This is a genomic window from Mycobacterium sp. (genome assembly GCF_035499775.1).
Classification (GTDB): Bacteria; Actinomycetota; Actinomycetes; order Mycobacteriales; family Mycobacteriaceae; genus Mycobacterium.
The window spans coordinates 1-20838 of record NZ_DATJYB010000632.1 but is presented as its reverse complement, the minus strand read 5'-3'; the positions used below and the strand labels follow the sequence as shown (position 1 = coordinate 20838).

Below are 20838 nucleotides of genomic sequence, written 5' to 3'. Positions count from 1 at the left end.
ACGCTCGGGCTCGAGCGTGCGGCCAGCTTCACGCTCGAGGGTGGGCTGTGCCTGATTGCCCGCCTCCTCAACGGTCCGCGGTGCGGACCGCATCGTCACCGGGCTAAGGTCACGGCTCATGGAGCCCGTTCCCGCGCGCGATCGAGTGCTGACGGTACCCAACGTGCTGAGCATCATCCGGCTGGTGCTCATCCCGGTGTTCATCTACCTCCTGCTGGTGAAGCACGCCAACGGCTGGGCGGTAGCGATTCTGATGTTCAGCGGAATCTCCGACTGGGCCGACGGCAAGATCGCCCGGCTGCTGAACCAGTCCTCGCGGTTGGGCGCTCTATTGGACCCGGCGGTCGACCGCCTGTACATGGTGGCCGTCCCGGTGACGATGGCAGTGGCGGGCATGGTGCCGTGGTGGTTCGTCATCGTGCTGCTGACCCGCGATGTGCTGCTGGCCGCGACGCTGCCGTTGCTGCGGAGCCGCGGGCTCTCGGCGCTGCCGGTGTCTTATGTCGGCAAGGCAGCGACTTTCGCCCTGATGTCGGGCTTTCCGCTGGTTTTGCTGGGGCAGTGGCACGACGAGCTGTGGAGCCGGGTGGTAGGTGCGGTGGGCTGGGGCTTTTTGGGCTGGGGTCTGTACCTGTACCTGTGGGCGTTCGTCCTGTATATGGTGCAGACGGCGCTGGTGATGCGCCGGATGCCCAAGGTCAAGGACCGGACCGACCAACCGGCGGACCGAAAAGCGGGTAAGCATGTCTGAACCTGACCGGCTGCTCGGCGGCTATGACCCCAACGCCGGTCGCAGCGCCCACGCTGCGGCGCGGCCCAAACTCATCCCGGTGCCTTCGCTGCTGCGCGCCCTGCTGTCTGAACATCTGGATCCCGGCTACGCGGCCGCAGCCGCCAAACGCAGCCGCTCGGAGGGCCCGCCCAGTTGGCGAGCACGCGTATTCGGCTGGTTCTGGCAGGCGCTGGCGGCGATGCTGGTCGCCACGGTGTTCGCCGCCGCGGTGGCGCAGGCCCGCTCGGTTGCGCCCGGCGTGCGGACCGCTCAGCAACTGTTGGCGACAAGCGTTCGTGCAACGCAGGCCGCGGGAGCCAAATTGGCCCAACGGCGCAGCGCGCTCGCGGCTCAGGTCGACGACGTGCAGCGGCTCGCGCTAGCACACAACGCCGCGGGTCAGCGGCTGCTGAACAACCTGGACGCGCTGAGCCTGGCTGCTGCCAGCACAGCGGTCAACGGTCCCGGGCTGACGGTGACGATCACCGATCCCGGTGTGGGCCCGAATCTTTCCGACGTGTCCAAGCAACGGATCAGGGGCAGCCGGCAAATCATTCTGGACCGCGACCTGCAGCTGGTCGTCAACTCGTTGTGGGCCAGCGGTGCCGAGGCCATTTCGGTCGGTGGCGCCCGGATCGGCCCCAACGTGACCATCCGGCAGGCCGGGGGAGCGATCCTGGTCGACAACAATCCCACCAGCAGCCCGTATGCGATCGTCGCCGTCGGGCCGCCGCATGCGATGCGGGACGTCTTCGAAAACAGTCCCGGTCTGCACCGGCTTAGGCTGCTGGAGTCTTCCTACGGCGTCGGCGTGAGCGTGAACGCCTCCGACCGTCTTTCGCTGCCTGCCGGAGCGTTCCGGGATGTCAAGTTCGCCAAACAGATTGGGCCCAAGTGAGAGAAGTCCTGAAGATCCGTAAGACGAGAACCCGATCGGCATGATCGGTATCGCGGCGCTTGCGATCGGCATCGTGCTGGGCTTGTTCTTCCACCCCGCGGTGCCCGAAGTCGTGCAGCCCTACTTGCCGATCGCGGTGGTCGCCGCACTGGACGCGGTGTTCGGCGGGCTGCGTGCCTACCTCGAGCGGATCTTCGACCCCAAGGTCTTCGTGGTGTCGTTCGTCTTCAACGTCTTGGTGGCCGCGCTGATCGTCTACGTCGGCGACCAACTGGGGGTTGGCACCCAGTTGTCCACCGCGATCATCGTCGTGCTGGGCATCCGGATCTTCGGCAATGCCGCCGCACTGCGGCGCCGGTTGTTCGGGGCATAACCGACGATGAGCGAGCAACCCCCGGAATCCCAGGACACCCCGGAAGGCGCTGTCGACAAGACCAGTGATGCCGACAAGACCAGCGACGCCCCGGCAGCCGCTCCCCACGGTCGCCACGAACTCCCTGCGGACACTCCGCGGCCCGAAATCGGGCGGGTACATCGGCAGGGACCGTCCGGACTGCTGCGCGGCAGCCGCACCCGCCTGGTGTTCGGAACGCTGGCGATCCTGCTCTGCCTGGTGCTGGGCATCGCGATTGTCACCCAGGTCCGCCAGACCAAGTCCGGGGACTCCCTGGACACCGCCCGTCCGGCGGATCTGGTGGTGCTACTGGATTCGTTGCGGCAACGCGAGGCGACACTCGAGACCGAGGTGACCGAACTTCAGGACACGCTCAACAAGTTGAAGGCGTCGGGCAATACCGACCAGGCTGCCATCGAAAGCGCCCAGGCCAGACTGGCCGCCCTGTCCATCCTGGTCGGCTCCGTGGGAGCTACGGGACCCGGCGTGACGATCCAGATCGACGATTTCGGTCCCGGAGTGGCACCGGAAACGATGCTCGACGTCATCAACGAGCTGCGCGCCGCGGGCGCAGAGGCCATCGAGATCAACGATCCGCACAAGTCTGTCCGGGTCGGCGTCGATACCTGGGTAGTGGGTACTCCCGGCTCGTTGACCATTGACGGAAAGGCCTTGTCGCCGCCCTATTCGATTCTGGCGATTGGCGATCCACCGACGCTGGCCGCCGCCATGAACATCCCCGGCGGCGCCGAGGACAGCGTCAAACGGGTCGGCGCGCGGATGGCTGTGCAGCAGTCCGACCGCGTGGACGTGACCACCTTGCGGCAACCAAAACTTCGCCAATACGCTCAGCCCGTCAAGTGAGCTGAGCCGAACAGAACAGGATTGCCCGTGAGCGATATCCCGTCCGATCTGCACTACACCGCCGAACACGAGTGGGTTCGCCGCAGCGGCAACGGCGGGGAAGCCACCGTGCGGGTCGGGATCACCGACTTCGCCCAATCGGCATTGGGCGACGTCGTTTTCGTTCAGCTGCCTGACGTGGGCGCCGAGGTGACCGCCGGCGAGTCCTTCGGCGAAGTGGAGTCGACGAAGTCGGTCTCGGATCTGTATGCGCCGCTGTCCGGAACGGTGGCCGCGGTCAACACCGATCTGGAAAGCAGCCCGCAATTGGTGAACTCCGACCCCTACGGCGCCGGCTGGCTACTGGACATCCAGGCGTCCGACGCTGCCACTTTGGAGTCGGCCATTGCGGAGCTGCTTGACCCTGAGGCCTACCGCGGCACACTGACCGAATGACGATTGCTAATGTGCCAGCCAGCGCCGTGCGACGATCCTGCGGTGCAGGCCGCATTCCGGACCCCTGCACGGTACGGTCGACATAGCGGATTGACGGGTTTGAAGAAATTGAAAGTATTTGACGGCCTTGAAGGTAGTAGTTAGGCAGTAATCGGCAATACCAAGCGGTACAACCTATTGGAAAGCCGGCCGAGCGGCCCGGACAAACAACGCCACAGCAGCCAGTAAGGAGCAGCGGGTGACGGACAACGACCAGACTTCCGACGAAGTCACGGTGGAGACGACCTCCGTTTTTCGGGCCGACTTCCTCAACGAACTGGACGCCCCCGCCCAGGTGGGCACTGAGAGCTCGGTGTCCGGGGTGGAAGGCCTCCCGGCCGGCTCGGCGTTGTTGGTCGTCAAACGGGGACCCAACGCCGGATCGCGCTTCCTGCTCGACCAGGCCATCACCTCCGCGGGCAGGCACCCCGACAGCGACATCTTCCTGGACGACGTCACGGTGAGCCGCCGCCACGCCGAATTCAGGTTGGAAAACACCGAATTCCAGGTCGTCGACGTCGGCAGCCTCAACGGCACCTACGTCAATCGCGAGCCGGTGGACTCGGCGGTGCTGGCCAACGGTGACGAAGTACAGATCGGCAAGTTCCGCTTGGTGTTCCTGACCGGACCCAAGCAGGGCGACAACGGCGGGGGAACCGGAGGCTAGTGAGCGCGCCCGATAGCCCGGCACTGGCCGGGATGTCGATCGGGGCGGTCCTCGACCTGCTACGGCCGGATTTCCCCGATGTCACCATCTCCAAGATTCGCTTCCTGGAGGCCGAGGGGCTGGTGACGCCGCAGCGTGCTGCATCGGGCTATCGCAGATTCACCGCGTACGACTGTGCGCGCCTTCGCTTCATTCTCAGCGCCCAGCGCGATCACTACCTGCCGCTGAAGGTGATCAGGGCACAACTGGACGCCCAGCCCGACGGTGAACTCCCGTCCTTCGGATCGCCTTACGGCGTACCGCGATTGGTCTCGGTGACCGACGAGGGACCCGTCAGCCCGGGATCTGACGCCGCCGCGGTGGCACCCCCCCGCATCCGGCTGAGCCGGGAAGACCTGCTGGAACGCTCCGGAGTGGAGCTGACGGAAGCGCAAGACCTGCTGACGGCGTTGCTCAAAGCCGGGGTGATCACCACCGGACCGGGCGGTTTCTTCGACGAACACGCCGTCGTGATCCTGCAATGCGCGCGTGCGCTGTCCGATTACGGCGTCGAGCCGCGACATCTGCGTGCGTTCCGCTCAGCGGCCGACCGGCAGTCCGACCTGATCACCCAGATCGCCGGACCGCTAGTCAAAGCCGACAAGGCCGGCGCCCGCGACCGCGCCGACGACCTGGCACGTGAGGTCGCCGCGCTCGCTATCACATTGCACACGTCCTTGATCAAGTCGGCGGTTCGCGACCTTCTTCACCGCTGAGGACTAGACTTCGTTCGACAGCTTGGTGTTCGGCGGCACTGGTCTTGTCGGGGTCAGCGAACATCCAAGCTGCCGAGTTCGAGTCGGACACAGCGGCACGTGCGGAGGGCAAACACAGATGGGTGAAGTTCGTGTTGTCGGCATTCGCGTCGAGCAGCCGCAGAACCAGCCGGTGCTCTTACTGCGCGAGGCCAATGGTGACCGCTACCTGCCGATTTGGATCGGCCAGTCAGAGGCGGCCGCCATCGCGCTCGAGCAGCAGGGCGTCGAGCCACCCCGCCCGCTGACCCACGATCTGATCAGGGATCTCATTGCCGCGCTTGGCCATTCGCTCAAGGAAGTGCGTATCGTCGATCTGCAGGAGGGCACGTTCTACGCCGACCTGATCTTCGATCGCAACATCACCGTGTCGGCCCGGCCGTCGGACTCGGTGGCGATCGCGCTGCGGGTCGGCGTGCCAATCTACGTCGAGGAGGCCGTTCTCGCCCAGGCCGGGCTGCTGATCCCTGACGAGGGCGACGAGGAATCCAGCAGCGCGGTTCGCGAGGACGAGGTGGAGAAGTTCAAAGAATTTCTCGACAGCGTGTCTCCGGACGATTTCAAGGCCACCTAACGGGGTAACCGAGCGCTGACGCCGTCCGTACCCGGTTACGGATGCGTCTCATCTGGCACTGCTATGTCGACACGCCTGCCGGATAGCGGCTCCTGGCGCCGCGGACCGCCATACTTTGGAGACGACTTGAAGATGATCTCGGGCCACGGCAGCTGGTGGAAAGCGTATGCTCACTAGCACTCGGGCCTGAGGAAATGTGGTTGCCGGGGGCAGCCAGTGACGCAGCTAGACACGAGCGCGATCGGCGAGAGGAACCACCGTGAGCGACCAGCCACGTCAAGAGCAGCTGGACCTTTCTGAGCAGCCGGACGCTGGAGCAGCGGCGTCCAATGGCGGCAAAGCCGTCGCCGCCGCGAGCGAGCCCGTGCAACCCGGGCTGTTCCCCGACGACTCGGTGCCCGACGAGCTGGTGGGCTACCGCGGGCCGAGTGCATGCCAGATCGCCGGCATCACCTATCGCCAGCTGGACTACTGGGCCCGCACGTCTTTGGTGGTTCCCTCGATCCGCAGCGCAGCGGGCTCCGGCAGCCAGCGGCTCTACTCGTTCAAGGACATCCTGGTTCTCAAGATCGTCAAGCGACTGCTGGACACGGGTATCTCGCTGCACAACATCCGGGTCGCGGTGGATCACCTGCGCCAGCGGGGTGTTCAGGACCTGGCCAACATCACCCTGTTCTCCGACGGCACCAGCGTGTACGAATGCACGTCGGCCGAGGAGGTCGTCGACCTGCTGCAGGGTGGACAGGGTGTGTTCGGCATCGCCGTATCCGGTGCGATGCGGGAGCTGACCGGCGTCATCGCCGACTTCCCCGGCGAGCGCGCGGACGGCGGCGAATCGATCGCCGCGCCGGAAGACGAGTTGGCGTCCCGGCGCAAGCATCGCGACCGCAAGATCGGCTGACTTCCTGCCGCGAGCGTGCACAGATGTACGCCCGTGACGGCGTGTCGGTGTGCATCTGCGCACGCTCGCGCGGAGAAGTAGACTGGGCCACGCATCGCACTTGCGCGGGAGAGTTCCGTGACCGCCAGTCATGGACGCCGAAGGAGCAACACCTCTCCGTCAACCTCTCAGGCCCCCGGACCGCGTTATACACCGATGCCTCTGGAAAGCGGTGACGACCGTCACGGTCCTCGCCCGCCGATGGGGAAACGCGCCGAATCACGGCGCCGAATCTCTCAGGCGCCCGGTGCACGGGTGAAGACAGAGGGGGAGGGCCGGTAGTCCTCTCTCGCTGTCAGGAGCTCGCTTATGTCAACCTTCGCCGACCGGCACATCGGCCCGGATCACCAAGCCGTCGAGGCGATGCTCGCCGTCATCGGCGTCGACTCGCTCGACGAGCTGGCGGCCAAAGCTGTCCCGACGGGCATTCTCGACAAGCTCGACGACGCCGGCCCGGGCTTAGTGGCACCCGGGCTCGACCGGCTGCCGGCACCCGCCAGTGAAGCCGAGGCGCTGGCCGAACTGCGCGCGCTGGCCGACACCAACACCGTTGCCGTGTCGATGATCGGGCAGGGCTACTACGACACCCTCACGCCCCCGGTGCTGCTGCGCAACATCATGGAGAACCCGGCCTGGTACACCGCCTACACGCCTTACCAGCCCGAAATCAGCCAGGGCCGGCTGGAAGCTCTGCTGAATTTCCAGACCCTGGTCAGCGACCTCACCGGCCTGGAGATCGCCAACGCGTCGATGCTCGACGAAGGCACCGCCGCCGCCGAGGCCATGACACTGATGCATCGGGCGGCGGCCCGCGGGTCGTCGACTGGCCGCCTCGTCGTTGATAGCGACGTGTTCGCTCAGACCGCGGCGATACTGGCGACCCGCGCCAAGCCGCTGGGCATCGAGATCGTCACCGCCGATCTGCGTGGCGGTCTGCCGGACGGCGAGTTCTTCGGAGTCATCGCCCAATTGCCCGGGGCCAGCGGCCGCATCACCGACTGGACCGGTCTAATTGCGCAGGCGCACGAGCGCGGCGCGCTGATCGCCGTGGGCGCCGACCTGTTGGCGCTGACGCTAATCACCCCGCCCGGGGAGATCGGTGCCGACGTCGCGTTCGGCACCACCCAACGGTTCGGCGTGCCAATGGGATTCGGCGGCCCACACGCGGGCTACCTGGCGGTGCACACCAAACACGCCCGTCAGCTGCCCGGACGCCTGGTCGGCGTGTCCGTTGATGCGGATGGGTCGCCGGCGTTCAGATTGGCGCTGCAGACGCGCGAGCAGCACATCCGCCGCGACAAGGCGACCAGCAACATCTGCACGGCCCAGGTGCTGCTGGCGGTGATGGCCGCGATGTACGCCAGCTACCACGGCGCCGAGGGGCTGACTGCGATCGCGCGCCGGGTGCACGCCCACGCGCAGACCATCGCCGGCGCCCTGGCGGACGCGTTGGTGCACGACGCGTACTTCGACACGGTGCTGGCCCGGGTGCCGGGCCGGGCCGACGAGGTGGTGGCCGCGGCCAAGGCGCACGGCGTCAACCTTTGGCGCGTCGACGCCGACCACGTGTCGGTGGCGTGCGACGAAGCCACCACCGACGCGCACGTGGCGGTGGTGCTGGACGCGTTCGGGGTCTCGGCCGGCGCGCACGGCGGAACCGACATCGCGTCGCGCGCATTGGAGTTCCTGACGCATCCGGCATTCACGCAGTACCGCACCGAGACGGCGATGATGCGCTACCTGCGCGCGCTGGCGGACAAGGACATTGCGTTGGACCGCAGCATGATTCCGCTCGGGTCGTGCACCATGAAGCTCAACGCGGCCGCCGAGATGGAGCCGATCACCTGGCCGGAGTTCGCGCGTCAGCATCCGTTCGCCCCGGCATCCGACACTCCAGGGCTGCGTCGCGTGATCGCGGACCTGGAAAGCTGGCTGGTCGGGATCACCGGCTACGACGCGGTCTCGCTGCAACCCAACGCCGGCTCCCAGGGCGAATACGCGGGCCTGCTGGCGATTCACGAGTACCACGCCAGCAAGGGTGAACCGCATCGCGATATCTGCCTGATCCCGTCCAGCGCGCACGGCACCAACGCCGCGTCGGCCGCGTTGGCCGGGATGCGGGTGGTAATTGTGCGATGTCACGACGACGTTGGTCGGGCTGGCGACGTCGATCTCGACGATCTGCGCGCCAAGGTCGCTGAGCACGCCGACCGGCTCTCGACGCTGATGATCACCTACCCGTCCACCCACGGTGTGTACGAGCACGACATCACGGACATCTGCGCGGCCGTGCACGACGCCGGCGGCCAGGTGTACGTCGACGGCGCCAACCTCAACGCCCTGGTGGGACTGGCCCGGCCCGGGAAGTTCGGCGGCGACGTCAGCCACCTGAACCTGCACAAGACATTCTGCATTCCGCACGGCGGCGGCGGCCCGGGCGTCGGGCCCGTGGCGGCTCGTTCGCATTTGGCCCCGTTCCTGCCGGGTCACCCTTATGCCCCCGAACTGCCCGAGGGGCATCCGGTGTCGTCGGCTCCCTACGGGTCGGCCTCGATTCTGCCGATCACCTGGGCCTACATCCGGATGATGGGCGCCGACGGGCTGCGCGCGGCGTCGCTGACCGCGATCGCTTCGGCCAACTACATCGCCCGGCGGCTCGACGAGTACTTCCCGGTGCTCTACACCGGCGAGAACGGCATGGTCGCCCACGAGTGCATCCTCGACCTGCGCGGGATTACCAAGTCGACCGGCGTCACCGTGGACGATGTTGCGAAACGCTTGGCGGACTACGGCTTTCACGCGCCTACCATGAGCTTCCCGGTGGCCGGCACGCTGATGGTGGAGCCCACCGAGAGCGAGAGCCTGACCGAGGTCGACGCCTTCTGCGAGGCCATGATCGCCATCCGCGGCGAGATCGACCGCGTCGGCGCAGGGGAGTGGCCTGTCGAGGACAATCCGCTGCGCGGCGCGCCGCACACCGCCGAGTGCCTGCTGGTGGCCGACTGGGATCACCCGTATAGCCGCGAACAGGCCGCCTATCCGCTGGGTGCGGGCTTCCGGCCCAAGGTGTGGCCGCCGGTGCGGCGCATCGACGGCGCCTACGGCGACCGCAACCTGGTCTGCTCGTGCCCGCCGGTGGAGGCGTTCGCGTGAGAATGGAGGCCGGCGACGCGCGTTAGCGGATCAGCAACTCGATCCCTAACCCCTCGACGTCGCCGGGATTCCTGGTGACCAGAGCGACGCCGAGGCTCAGGGCGGTGGCGGCGATCATCAGATCCATCGCCCTGCCGCGGGGGCTGCGGCCCCGTTGTTTGAGCCGTCCGCACAGCAGCCCATAGTGGTGAGCTGTCTCGTCGGTAAAGGCAACCCCGTGGCCGTAGGTCGCCTGAATCAGCGTCAGACGATGCTGACGCCCAAGCCGTGTCTCGTCGTCAGCCGCGTGCACGCCGAAGTGCAACTCTGCGTAACTGACCGCGCTGATTTGGCACACCAGGCCGGAAAGGTCAGCGTCGGCGGCCACGAGCACGCTAGTGTCGAGGATCGCCCTGCTACGACCAGGGGTCGTCAACGGTGTCTTCTTCTCGGGCCATGCGCAACTCAGATTCCCACAGCGCATCGACGGCGACGCCGTAAATGCGTGCGGCGCGTTCACCGTCGACCCATGCCGGGCTTTCCAGCGGCACGATGCGAGCCACCGGACGTCCGCTCACGGAGACGGTCACTTCAGCACCGGCCTCCACCGCCTTCAACACGGGTGCTGGGTTCTGCCGCAGTTCGCGGATTCCGACCTTTTCCATCATTTGAGGATAGCCCAATTATGTAGATCATGATCTACATACACTCAGCTGAACCTGCCGATGATCGCCTCGGCGATCTGGCCGGGCGCGTCCTCCTGGATGAAATGTTTGGCGCCGGGCAACTCGACGAGGACGTGATCGGGGAACGCCTTGCGCATCGGGGGGAGTGACGGGCCGGGCCGGAACGCGAAATCCTTCATGCCCCAGACGAAGAGCGCGGGTTTGGCACCCAGTTTCGCCGGCACCTCGCGCGCTAGCCGTTCCAGCAGGGGATGCGCCGCCAGGAGTTGCTTGGGCATCTCGGCGACCCCACGGCGTGCCTCAGGGCTGGGCTGCACCGCGCGGTAGTGCTCCATCACCACCGGACTCGGCCGGCGAGCCGTGCCCGCCGGAATCAGCCGTTCGACAAAGAAATTCCGCCGCAGGATCGCGTACTGCATTGGCGGACTGCCCATCACCCGACTGAAGATCTTCGTCGTGAGCACGTCCGTCGGCCAGAACCAGGTGTTGCCCAGGACGATTCCGCGCACCCGGTCGGCGCGGTCCACGTCGACGGCCATGCTGATGGGCCCGCCCCAGTCCTGCCCCATGCTCAGATAGCCGTCGAGACCGAGGTGATCGACAAACTCGCCGACCACCCGGGCGTGCTCGTCGATCTTGTAGCCGAACCCCGACGGGCGATCCGACAGCCCGAAACCGAGATAGTCCGGTGCGACACAACGGAACCGGTCTCGCAGCGCGACGATGATGTCGCGATACAGGAAGCTCCAGGTCGGGTTGCCGTGGCACAGCAGGATCGGCGGGCCGTCACCCTCGTCGACGTAGTGAATGCGCCCCCGCGAGCTGTCGAACCAGCGCGACTCGAACGGGTACAGCTCGGGATCCGGGGTGAAATTGATCTTCAATGCCCCTCCTCTCGCGCTGCCGATGGTATGTCGGCAGGTGACAGAAGAGTAGGGCCAAAATCCAGTCAGCTCAGGAAGGTGTTGATCGCCGCGGCGAGGTCAGGGGAGGCCGACGTGCCCAGGTTGCGGTAGCTGCCGCCGCTGAGCTGCGCGACGGCTTCCCAGGTGGCCCGGTCCGGGTCACCGCCGAAGTCGATGACGTTGACCGCGATCGGCTTGGCCGGATCCGCGCTGCGGCGGATGAACTCTTGCAGTCCCGACCCGTCGAGGGTTTGGTCGGTGTGCGGTCCTGCCGTGATCACCAGTATCGAATTCGTTTGGCCGGCACGGTAGTTGGTCAGCATGTCCTGATAGATCAGGCGCAGCGTGGTGAACGACACGGCACCGCCGTTGGAGGAATACTGCTTGTCCAGCGCGGCCGTCAGCGCATTAGTGCGAGGCTGACCGTTGACCGGGTCGGCCAGCGGCCCGGCGGCCACCTCCGAGCGCCCGTCGTGACCGTCGAAGGTCCACAGCCCGATGATCGACGTCGGCGGCATCGCTTTGATCTTGTCGCTGAGCGCCGCCACCACATTGGCCAGCCGGGTCTTGCCGCCGTCGTCGCTGGGCAGCGACTGGTCGAGCATGATGGTCGCGGCCACTCCGGTCGACGGTGCGCTCAAGCTATTGGCAAGCGTAGTTCGCATCGCCTGGTCGCCCACCGACAGCGTCGGGGCCAGCGTCGGGAAACTGGTGACCGGACTGCTCGGCGGTTTGACGCCGTTGCCGCGGAACCCGGCTTTGGCGAATTTCGCCAGTTGCTCGGGCTGTTGCAGGTACCGGGAGAACGCGCTGGCCGCCTCGGCCTGCTCGTGCGATACCCACGAGCCGCTGAGCAACACGGCGGGATAGTCGGCGATCGCGACCGGCCCGGGTGGTAGCCAGGAGCCCAACTTGTTCTTGGCATCCGACAGCGACTCGCCGCGCTGGAACAACTGCTGCTCGGTGGTGACGACCGCGTGCACCGGCGAGGCCGCCGCGTCACCGGGGTTGAGCAGCGCCTTCATCGCTTCGCCGAGCGAACTGTCCGGCAGTTTGGGCTGTCCGCCGACGAGTGTGCGCACCGCGCCGGTGCCCTGGGTCGGCGGGGCGCCCGCAGGTGCCGACGCGGCTGCCACCGCCTCACCGGCCAACAGCGCGGCGTCGCCGTTACCGCTGGTCGGCAGGGCCAGGCGCAACGAGCCCCAAGCCGGCAGGTTGAGGCCGGTCAGTGAGTTCGGGTTGCTTTGCAGGCCGGGCAGTGCCGCCCAGTCCTGGTTGGCCAGGGCCTGCTGAAATTCGGGTCGGACCGCGAGCAGCACCGGCGAGGTCACCAGGGAACGGCTCTCACTGATGATTTTCTGACCGGCAGCACCGGCCAGGCGCGCCGCAGAGACCGAGCTGCCGGGGATCCACAATGCCGGTTGGCCACCCAACTCGGCGGGCCACTTGCCGCTGAAACCGCTCAGCACCGCATCGGAGCCGGCGGCTCTGACGCTCAGCGACATGCAGTGGTCACCGACCGGCCCGGCCGTCGAGTTGTAGCTTTCCGCCTGCTCGCGCACCTGATCGGCGATCGTCGGGTCGGCGATCACAGCGACCGTCTCTTTGCCCCCCACGCAGCGTGTCGCCGCATTGTGCGAACGGTGGGACAACGCGTCGCCGAAAAGATTCCACAGGATCCACCCGCCCACCAGCACGACGACCAGGATGAGCGCCACGATCACGCCGATGCTGACTCCGCGTCTGCCCCCGGCGCTGCGGTGACCGCCCCGCCACTCGCCGGCTTCCCGGTGGCCGGCGGCGTGTACCGGCGGCGGCGTTGCCGGGCCGAGGGTCCCCATGCCGGCCGGCCGCGGCGGAAAGTCCGGGTACTCGTCGTCGGCGCCGGGTGCCAGGTCGCCTCCAGCGGGATAGGGATCCTCGGCACGGGGGAAAGGCTCGTCTGCGGCCGTGTAAGGCTCGTCTGCGGGGTGGTGCGGCGCGTCTTCGGCAGCGAAAGGCTCGTCTTCGGCGGCGAAAGGCTCGTCTTCGGCAGCGAAGGGGTCATCGCCGGCGGGGAAGCGCTCCCAGCTGACGAAGGACCGGTCGTCGTCCGCGTACAGATCGTCGTCGGAATCTTCGTGCTCACCCGACCATTCGTCGTCATCGGAGGAAAACTCCGCCGCACCCGGGGATTCGACGGGCGGCGGCTCCGGAACGGTTTCCGGGTAGCCGAAATCTGCCTGGTCGCCGCTGTGCCGGCCGGGCTCTGACTCGTCCCCGGCATCCGGACTGTCCGGGAAGGGTTCCTCAGACGTTTCGGAAGCCGGCTCGGAGGCGGAATCCTCGGGGTCCGGCAGGCTGTGCCTACCCATATCGGCGCCCGCGTCCATTCCGTCGCAGCTCGCCCCTGCTCAAGCGGAAATCAGGCACCTGCTTGCGCCTTAAATTCCCGACGACGCCGATGCAGGATCGGCTCGGTGTAACCGTTGGGCTGCTGCCCTCCGGCCAAGATCAGCTCCTGAGCAGCCAGGAAGGCGATGCTGTCGTCGAAATTGGGTGCCATCGGGAAGTACGCCGGGTCGCCGGCGTTTTGCCGATCCACCAACGGCGCCATCCGCTCCAGGCTGGCGCGCACGTCGTCGGCGGTGATCACGCCGTGGCGCAGCCAGTTGGCCAGCAACTGACTCGAGATCCGAAGCGTGGCCCGGTCCTCCATGAGCGCCACGTTGTGGATGTCGGGCACCTTCGAGCAGCCCACACCCTGGTCGATCCAGCGCACCACGTACCCCAGGATGGACTGGCAGTTGTTGTCCACCTCCTCGCGGATCTCCTCGGGAGCCCAGGCCAGTTCCTTGGCCAGCGGGATCGCGAGCAGCTCGTCGATGGTGGTGCGGGTCTTGCCTTCCAGCTCCTGTTGCACGGCGCCCACATCCACCTGGTGGTAGTGCATCGCGTGCAGGGTGGCCGCCGTCGGCGACGGCACCCACGCGGTGGTGGCGCCCGCCTTGGGCTGGCCGATCTTCTGCTCGACCATGTCGGCCATCAACTCGGTCATCGCCCACATGCCCTTGCCGATCTGAGCCTTGCCCTTGAAGCCGGCCGCAAGCCCCGTGTCGACGTTGGCGTCCTCGTAGGCCTTGATCCAGGTGGTGCTCTTCATCGCGCCCTTGCGGATCATCGGGCCGGCCTCCATCGAGGTGTGGATCTCGTCGCCGGTGCGGTCCAGGAAGCCGGTGTTGATGAACACGACCCGGTCCGCAGCGGCCTTGATGCACGCCTTGAGGTTGAGCGTGGTACGCCGTTCTTCGTCCATGATGCCGACCTTCATGGTGGCCTGCGGCAGACCGAGCACGTCCTCGACCCGGCTGAACAGCTCGCAGGTGAACGCCACCTCGTCGGGGCCGTGCATCTTGGGCTTCACGATGTAGATGGAACCGGTCCGGCTGTTCGTCAACGGTCCGTTGGAGTCTCCGGTCTTGAGCCCGTGGATGGCGGTCAGGCCGGTGAACAACGCGTCCTGGATGCCCTCGGGCACCTCTTCTTCTTCGCCGTTACCGGCGCGAAAGACAATCGCGTCGTTCGTCATCAGATGCCCGACGTTGCGGACGAACATCAGGCTGCGTCCGGGCAGGGTCAGCTCATCCGCATCCCGGCCCCCGTTCGGCCGAGTGTAGGTGCGGTCCTCGTTGAGTGTGCGGGTGAAGGTCTTGCCGTCCTTCTCGACCGACTCGGCGAGGTCGCCCTTGTTCAGGCCGAGCCAGTTGCGGTAACCGAGCACCTTGTCGTCCGCGTCGACGGCGGCCACCGAGTCTTCGAAGTCCATGATCGTGGTGATCGCCGACTCGAGGACCACGTCCTTGATGCCGGCGACGTCGGTCTTGCCGACCGGCGACTCCGGGTCGAGGAGGATCTCGATGTGCAGTCCGTGGTTGACCAGCAACACCGACCAGTTGGGGGAGCCGAGCTCGCCGCTGTATCCGACGAATTTCTCCGGACTGGCCAGCCCGGTGGCGTCCGCACCGAGGGCAACCTGCAGTTGGCCGTCGACGATGCGCAAGCCCGTCGCGTCCGCCCACGAGCCCGACGCCAACGGCACCGCCTGGTCCAGGAAGTTGCGCGCGTAGGCGATCACCTTGTCGCCGCGCACCTTGTTGTAACTCGACCCCTTCTCGGCGCCATCGGTCTCCGGGATGACGTCGGTGCCGTACAGCGCGTCGTACAGCGAGCCCCAGCGGGCGTTGGCGGCATTCAGCGCGAACCGCGCATTGAGCACGGGGACCACCAGCTGGGGGCCGGCCGTCGTGGTGATCTCGTCGTCGACTCCCGACGTGGTGATCGTGAAGTCATCGGGTTCGGGCTGCAGGTAACCGATTTCGGTGAGGAATTCGCGGTAGGCCTGCGCGTCGAGTGGCGCGATCACCCGCTGGCGGTGCCACCTGTCGATCTGCGCCTGCAGCTCGTCACGGCGGTTCAGCAAATCCTGGTTTTGCGGGGTGAGGTCGGTGACAACCTTGTCGACGCCCGCCCAGAAACTGTCCGGGTCGATACCGGTGCCAGGCAGGGCCTCGTTGTTGACGAAATCGTAGAGCACCCGGGCGACGCGCAAGTTGCCTTGGGTAACTCGCTCTGCCACGCGTTCAGTCATGGTTCTCCTCCATAAAAGCCCTGCTGGCTGGCCCCGATTTACAGTGCTCAGCCTACCGACCAGCGGCCTGACGAGCGTATACGGCCGACCCGCAACAGCAGGTCACGCCGCGCTTACAGCTTTGGCAGGGCCGTTTAGCGGCGACGCCGCCGCCAGTACGAATTCTCCTCTGGCAACGACGTACGCCAAGCTGAAGTTCCTCCGCAGTGGACCGCAGTCGCAAAGATCATACGGGCTGGCCTGGGAGTCTCAGCGCGTCCCGTCGCGCATGGTGCCGACCAGATCCTCCACCAGATCCTCCATCGCCACCATGGCCACCACGCGATCCGCGTCCGTCACCAGCGCCAGATGGCTGTTGGTGCGGCGCATCCGCGACAGCGCGTCGGCCAGCGGCAGCGACTTGGGAACCCGCGGCAGCGGCCGCACCAGCGCCAGATCGATCACCGACTGTGGATCGTCGCTGAGCGTCAGCACGTCCTTGATGTGCAGGTATCCGATGAACTGACCCCCGGGGCCGGCGACCGGGAACCGAGAGTAGCCGGTTTGCGCCAGGGCCTGTTCGACGGCGCCGATCGTCGGCCCGCTGCCCGCCGCGGCCACCCGCACGGCCCGGACGTCGGCGAGCGGGCGCGCCACGTCGGCGACCCTGCGGGCCGGAATCCGCAGGGCCCGGGTCAGCCGGGTGTGCTCCTCTTGATCCAGCAGACCTTCGGATACCGATTCGGCGATCATCTCGGACAGTTCGGTCGTGGATACGGTGATGTCGAGCTCGTCCTTGGGCTCCACGCGCAGCATGCGCAGCACCGCGTTGGCGCACCAGTTGTAGAACACGATGAACGGCCGGACCGCGCGCACGTAGATCAGGTAGGGCGGCACCAGCAGCATCGCCGTGCGCTCCGGACCGGCCAGCGCGATGTTCTTCGGCACCATCTCGCCTAGCAGCACGTGCAGCGTCACCACCAGCGCCAGCGCGATCACGAACGACAGCGTGTGCACCACCGCCGGATGCATCGACGTCAGTCCCAGCGCCGTCCGCAGCAGATTGGCAACCGCCGCCTCGCCGATCCGGCCCAGCAGGATCGAGGCCACGGTGACGCCCAGCTGAGAGCCGGCCAGCATCGAGGAGAGCTGCTCGCCGGCCCGGATGACGGTGACCGCGCTCGCCCGGCCCTGTTCGGCCAATGCTTCCAGGCGGTCCCGGCGGGCCGAGATCAGCGAGAACTCCGCTCCGACGAAGAAGGCGTTGGTGGCGATCAGCAGGATCGCCACCACCACTCCGAGCGCGTCGTGCATCACGGTGCGATCCCGTGCCCGTCGAGTTGGGTCAGCTCGAGCAGGTCGATGCGGTGGCCGTCCATCTGGACCACCGTCGCCTGCCAGCGCTCCGACGCGTCGGGCAGGCCGTCCGGATCCAACGCCGGTACCTCGACCGTCTCACCGGCGCCCGGGATGTGGCCGAGCTCGCGCAGCACCAGGCCGCCGATCGTTTCGTAGGGTCCCTCGGGAGCCCGATATCCGGTGGCGGTGGCCACCTCGTCGATGCGCAGCAGGCCGGATACCTGCCATCCGTTGACCGACGGCACCACGTCGGGTGTGGCGTCGTCGTGTTCGTCACGAACATCGCCGACGATCTCCTCGATCAGGTCCTCGACGGTGACCATACCGGCGGTGCCGCCGTACTCGTCGACCACCAGTGCGGTCTGCAGGCTGTCGGCGCGGATCTCCGCCATCACCGCGTCGCCGTCCAGCGTGGACGGCACCACCGTGACCGGCTTTGCCACCGCGGTCACCAGTGTGTGCGCGCGTTCGGCGGCCGGAACGTCGAACACCTGCTTGACGTGCACGATTCCGACCGTCTCGTCGAGGTCGCCGTCGATGACCGGGAATCGGGAAAACCCGGACTCGGCGGCCGCGGCGACCAGGTCGGTGATGGTGTCGTCGGTCTGCAGCGCCACGATCTTCGAGCGCGGCGTCATCAGTTCCTCGGCTGTGCGGGTGCCGAACTGCAGCGATCGCCGTACCAGCGCCGCGGTCACCGAGTCCAGCGCGCCGCTGCGCGCCGAAGTCTGCACCAGCGACAGCAGTTCCCGCGGTGAGCGGGCCGACCGCAGCTCCTCGGCCGGTTCGATACCCAGCTTGCGCACGATCCAGTTGGCCGCCCCGTTCGTCAATCGGATGGCGGGCGTGAACAGCGCCGAGAACAGCACCTGCGGGGCCACCACGGCGCGGGCGGTCCGCAACGGCCGTGCGATCGCGAGGTACTTGGGGACCAGCTCACCGAAAACCATCGATACCGATGTGACCAGCACCAACGCCATGAACGCGGTGATCGCGTCGGCCACCGGATCGGAGACCCGGAGCACGTCCAACCATGGATGCGGCAGGTCGGCCACCAACGGCTCGGTCAGGTAACCGGTCACCAGCGTGGTGATCGAGATGCCCAATTGGGCACCGGACAGCTGGAACGACAGCTTGTGCTGGGCGCGCAGGATCATCCGGTCGCGACGGCCGCCGTTGCGGGCGTTGGCTTCCACCGTGCTGCGGTCCAGCGCGGTCAGCGAAAATTCGGCCGCGACGAACAGCGCGTTGCCGAAGATGAGCGCCACGATAGCCAGCAAGCTGGCGGTGGTGACGGAGATAATCACCGGCAGTCCAGTCGGTGAATTGCCCTGGACACCGGTGGACCCGGCGCAGATGCGCATGACCGCTCGTCCCCGAAGGCCTGCATCGAAAAGGCCCCGGCGGGTGCCTGCGGCACGTCATCCCTTTCGCTCGATCCCGTCGCAGCGCGGTGCTGCGGGATGAATTTCACATGTTAGCGAAAACGTCGGTCACAACTTTGCGGAGTCGGCTCTTACCCCGGCATTCACCAGCCGGTCGGCAGCGGATGGCCCTCGGCGAAGCCGGCCGCCGATTGCACCCCCACGACGGCCCGCTCGTGCAGCTCCGTCAGGGTCGCGGCGCCGACATACGTGCAGGTGCTGCGCACGCCGGAGGTGATGTGGTCGATCAGGTCCTCGACGCCGCCCCGGTCGGGATCCAGTCCCATCCGCGACTTCGAGATGCCTTCCTCGAATAACGCCTTGCGGGCACGGTCGAAGGTGCTGTCGGCCGCGCTGCGAGCCACCACCGCACGCTTGGACGCCATTCCGTAGCTCTCCTTGTAGGGCTGGTCGTCGCGGTCCCGCATCAGGTCTCCCGGGGACTCGTAGGTGCCGGCGAACCAGGACCCGATCATGACGTTCGACGCCCCGGCGGCCAGCGCCAGTGCCACGTCCCGGGGATGACGGATCCCGCCGTCCGCCCACACATAAGCGCCGAGTTTCCTTGCCGCAGCAGAGCATTCGAGCACCGCGGAGAACTGCGGGCGGCCGACACCGGTCATCATGCGGGTGGTGCACATCGCGCCCGGGCCGACGCCGACCTTGACGATGCTCGCCCCGGCGCCGATCAGGTCCCGCGTGCCCTCGGCCGACACCACGTTGCCCGCGGCCAACGGGACGCCCAAATCCAGGGACGCGACCGCCTTGATCGCTTCCAGCGTCTTGAGCTGGTGTCCGTGCGCGGTGTCGATGACCAGCACGTCGATCCCGGCCTCGACCAGGGCCCGGGCTTTGGCGCCCACATCGCCGTTGATGCCGACGGCGGCACCGACCCGCAGCTGGCCGTGCGCGTCGGTGGCGGGGGTGTAGATCCCGGTGCGGATCGCTCCGGTGCGGGTGAGCACACCGGCCAGCGTGCCGTCGGTGTCGGTCAGCACCGCGACGTCGATCGGGGCGTGCTCGAGCAGGTCGAAGATCTTGCGTGGCTCGGTGCCGGCCGGGGCGGTGACGAAGTCGGTGGCCAGGACGTCGCGCACCCGGGCGAACCGGTCCACCCCCACGCAGGCCGCTTCGCTCACCAAACCCATTGGGCGGCCTTCGAAGAGCACCACCGCCACGCCGTGCGCCCGCTTGTGAATCAGCGCCATCGCGTCCGACACCGAATCGTCGGGCCCCAACACCACCGGGGTGTCGAGCACCAGATCACGGCTCTTGACGAAGTCCACCGTTCGCTGCACCACGTCGATCGGCAGGTCTTGCGGCAGGATCACGATGCCGCCGCGCCGCGCCACCGTCTCGGCCATCCGCCGCCCGGCGACCGCGGTCATGTTGGCGACCACCACCGGGATGGTGGTGCCGGACCCGTCGATAGTGGACAGATCGACGTCGAACCGCGATGCGATGTCCGAGCGGTTCGGCACGATGAAAACGTCGCTGTAGGTCAGGTCGTACCCGGGTCGGTGCCCGTCGAGGAACCTCATCGCTGCTGTACTGCCCCCTTAGGCCGGCACTTCGCTGCGGTCTCCGCTCCACAGCGTGTGGAACTTCTTGCCGGGGTCGGCGTCGATCCGCCCGTACGTGTGCGCCCCGAAGAAGTCCCGCAGGCCCTGGGTGAGCGCGGCGGGCAGCCGCTCGGTGCGCAGCGCGTCGTAGTAGGACAGCGCCGAGGAGAACCCGGGAATGGGGATACCCAACTGCGTGGCGGTCACCACTACACGGCGCCAACTGTCGATGGCCGCTTCGATCGCGCTGCGGAAGTACGGCGCCACGATCAGGGTCGGCAGCTGGGGGTCCTCGTCGTAGGCCTCTTTGATGCGGTTGAGGAACTTGGCCCGGATGATGCACCCGCCGCGCCAGATGGTGGCCAGGTCGCCGGGTGTGATGCCCCAGTCGTATTCGTCGCTGCCGGCCTGAATCTGGTTGAAGCCCTGGGCGTAAGCGATGATCTTCGAGGCGTAGAGCGCGCGGCGCACATCCTCGGTGAACTTCGCGGCGTCGGCGGGCTTGTGGCCCAGCTCGCCGGAGGCCAGTCCGGTGGTGGCCCGCCGCTGCGGCACCGAACCGGACAGCGCCCGGGCGAACACCGCCTCGGCGATGCCGGTGACCGGCACCCCGAGGTCCAGCGCCGACTTCACCGTCCAGCGGCCCGTGCCCTTCTGCTCGGCCTCGTCGAGGATCACGTCGACCAGCGGCTTTCCCGTCTTGGCGTCGGTCTGGCGCAGCACCTCGGCGGTGATCTCGATCAGGTAGCTGTCCAGGTCGCCCTTGTTCCATTCGGCGAAGACGTCG

Annotated in this window: 18 protein-coding genes, 1 pseudogene and 1 riboswitch; of the genes and pseudogenes, 10 read left to right on the top strand and 9 right to left on the bottom strand. The window is 67.1% G+C overall.

Annotation, left to right across the window (positions count from 1 at the left end; all coding sequences use genetic code 11):
• The first annotated feature begins 118 nt into the window (after positions 1-118).
• The 10 genes from VML93_RS37800 to gcvP all read left to right on the top strand — a co-directional run bounded on the left by VML93_RS37800 (position 119) and on the right by gcvP (position 9530).
• Positions 119-751: a CDP-alcohol phosphatidyltransferase family protein gene (locus tag VML93_RS37800; RefSeq protein ID WP_325618887.1), complete on the top strand. Its 633-nt coding sequence runs from the start codon at positions 119-121 to the stop codon at positions 749-751.
• Positions 744-1670, top strand: a complete 927-nt coding sequence (locus VML93_RS37795; RefSeq protein ID WP_325618885.1) for a DUF881 domain-containing protein — start codon at positions 744-746, stop codon at positions 1668-1670. The genes VML93_RS37800 and VML93_RS37795 overlap by 8 nt, the downstream gene beginning before the upstream one ends.
• A gap of 40 nt (positions 1671-1710) precedes the next feature.
• Positions 1711-2043 carry a small basic family protein gene (locus tag VML93_RS37790; protein WP_325618883.1) on the top strand — a complete coding sequence of 111 codons (333 nt, stop codon included), beginning with the start codon at positions 1711-1713 and terminating at the stop codon, positions 2041-2043.
• A gap of 6 nt (positions 2044-2049) precedes the next feature.
• On the top strand, positions 2050-2928 hold the full coding sequence (locus VML93_RS37785; RefSeq protein WP_325618880.1) for a DUF881 domain-containing protein: 879 nt from the start codon (positions 2050-2052) through the stop codon (positions 2926-2928).
• A gap of 27 nt (positions 2929-2955) precedes the next feature.
• Positions 2956-3363, top strand: coding sequence for a glycine cleavage system protein GcvH (gene gcvH, locus VML93_RS37780; protein WP_325618878.1), 408 nt, complete (start codon positions 2956-2958; stop codon positions 3361-3363).
• Positions 3364-3601: 238 nt separating this feature from the next.
• Positions 3602-4069 carry a glycogen accumulation regulator GarA gene (gene garA, locus VML93_RS37775; RefSeq protein WP_325618876.1) on the top strand — a complete coding sequence of 156 codons (468 nt, stop codon included), beginning with the start codon at positions 3602-3604 and terminating at the stop codon, positions 4067-4069.
• The gene (locus VML93_RS37770; RefSeq protein ID WP_325618874.1) at positions 4069-4824 is read left to right on the top strand and encodes a MerR family transcriptional regulator; all 756 of its coding nucleotides are present in this window, start codon (positions 4069-4071) and stop codon (positions 4822-4824) included. The genes garA and VML93_RS37770 overlap by 1 nt, the downstream gene beginning before the upstream one ends.
• 118 nt (positions 4825-4942) lie before the next feature.
• Complete coding sequence (locus VML93_RS37765; RefSeq protein ID WP_325618906.1) at positions 4943-5437, top strand: bifunctional nuclease family protein; 495 nt, start codon at positions 4943-4945, stop codon at positions 5435-5437.
• A gap of 259 nt (positions 5438-5696) precedes the next feature.
• Positions 5697-6338: a MerR family transcriptional regulator gene (locus VML93_RS37760; protein ID WP_325618872.1), complete on the top strand. Its 642-nt coding sequence runs from the start codon at positions 5697-5699 to the stop codon at positions 6336-6338.
• 95 nt (positions 6339-6433) lie between these two features.
• A riboswitch (glycine riboswitch) is annotated at positions 6434-6531 on the top strand.
• Between the two features lie 155 nt (positions 6532-6686).
• Positions 6687-9530 carry an aminomethyl-transferring glycine dehydrogenase gene (gene gcvP, locus VML93_RS37755; protein ID WP_325618870.1) on the top strand — a complete coding sequence of 948 codons (2844 nt, stop codon included), beginning with the start codon at positions 6687-6689 and terminating at the stop codon, positions 9528-9530.
• Positions 9531-9552: 22 nt separating this feature from the next.
• On the opposite strand, the gene VML93_RS37750 is transcribed toward gcvP, so the two are convergent.
• The 9 genes and pseudogenes from VML93_RS37750 to VML93_RS37710 all read right to left on the bottom strand — a co-directional run.
• Positions 9553-9897, bottom strand: a complete 345-nt coding sequence (locus VML93_RS37750; RefSeq protein WP_325618868.1) for a PIN domain-containing protein — start codon at positions 9895-9897, stop codon at positions 9553-9555.
• A 28-nt stretch (positions 9898-9925) separates the two neighbouring features.
• Positions 9926-10174 (bottom strand): type II toxin-antitoxin system prevent-host-death family antitoxin, encoded by a 249-nt coding sequence (locus VML93_RS37745; RefSeq protein WP_325618866.1) that lies wholly within the window; start codon positions 10172-10174, stop codon positions 9926-9928.
• A 44-nt stretch (positions 10175-10218) separates the two neighbouring features.
• Complete coding sequence (locus tag VML93_RS37740) at positions 10219-11079, bottom strand: haloalkane dehalogenase (protein ID WP_325618864.1); 861 nt, start codon at positions 11077-11079, stop codon at positions 10219-10221.
• A gap of 65 nt (positions 11080-11144) precedes the next feature.
• Positions 11145-13472: a substrate-binding domain-containing protein gene (locus VML93_RS37735; RefSeq protein WP_414686555.1), complete on the bottom strand. Its 2328-nt coding sequence runs from the start codon at positions 13470-13472 to the stop codon at positions 11145-11147.
• 32 nt (positions 13473-13504) lie between these two features.
• Complete coding sequence (locus tag VML93_RS37730; RefSeq protein WP_414686554.1) at positions 13505-15727, bottom strand: malate synthase G; 2223 nt, start codon at positions 15725-15727, stop codon at positions 13505-13507.
• A 249-nt stretch (positions 15728-15976) separates the two neighbouring features.
• On the bottom strand, positions 15977-17020 hold the full coding sequence (locus tag VML93_RS37725) for a hemolysin family protein (RefSeq protein ID WP_325618899.1): 1044 nt from the start codon (positions 17018-17020) through the stop codon (positions 15977-15979).
• Positions 17020-18372, bottom strand: coding sequence for a hemolysin family protein (locus tag VML93_RS37720; RefSeq protein WP_325618897.1), 1353 nt, complete (start codon positions 18370-18372; stop codon positions 17020-17022). Before VML93_RS37720 ends, VML93_RS37725 begins: the two co-directional genes overlap by 1 nt.
• A 221-nt stretch (positions 18373-18593) precedes the next feature.
• A complete protein-coding gene (locus tag VML93_RS37715; RefSeq protein ID WP_325618862.1) occupies positions 18594-20030 on the bottom strand; it encodes a GuaB1 family IMP dehydrogenase-related protein in 1437 nt (478 codons plus the stop codon).
• 18 nt (positions 20031-20048) lie between these two features.
• Positions 20049-20838: pseudogene (locus VML93_RS37710) on the bottom strand (NADP-dependent phosphogluconate dehydrogenase); the annotation flags it as partial.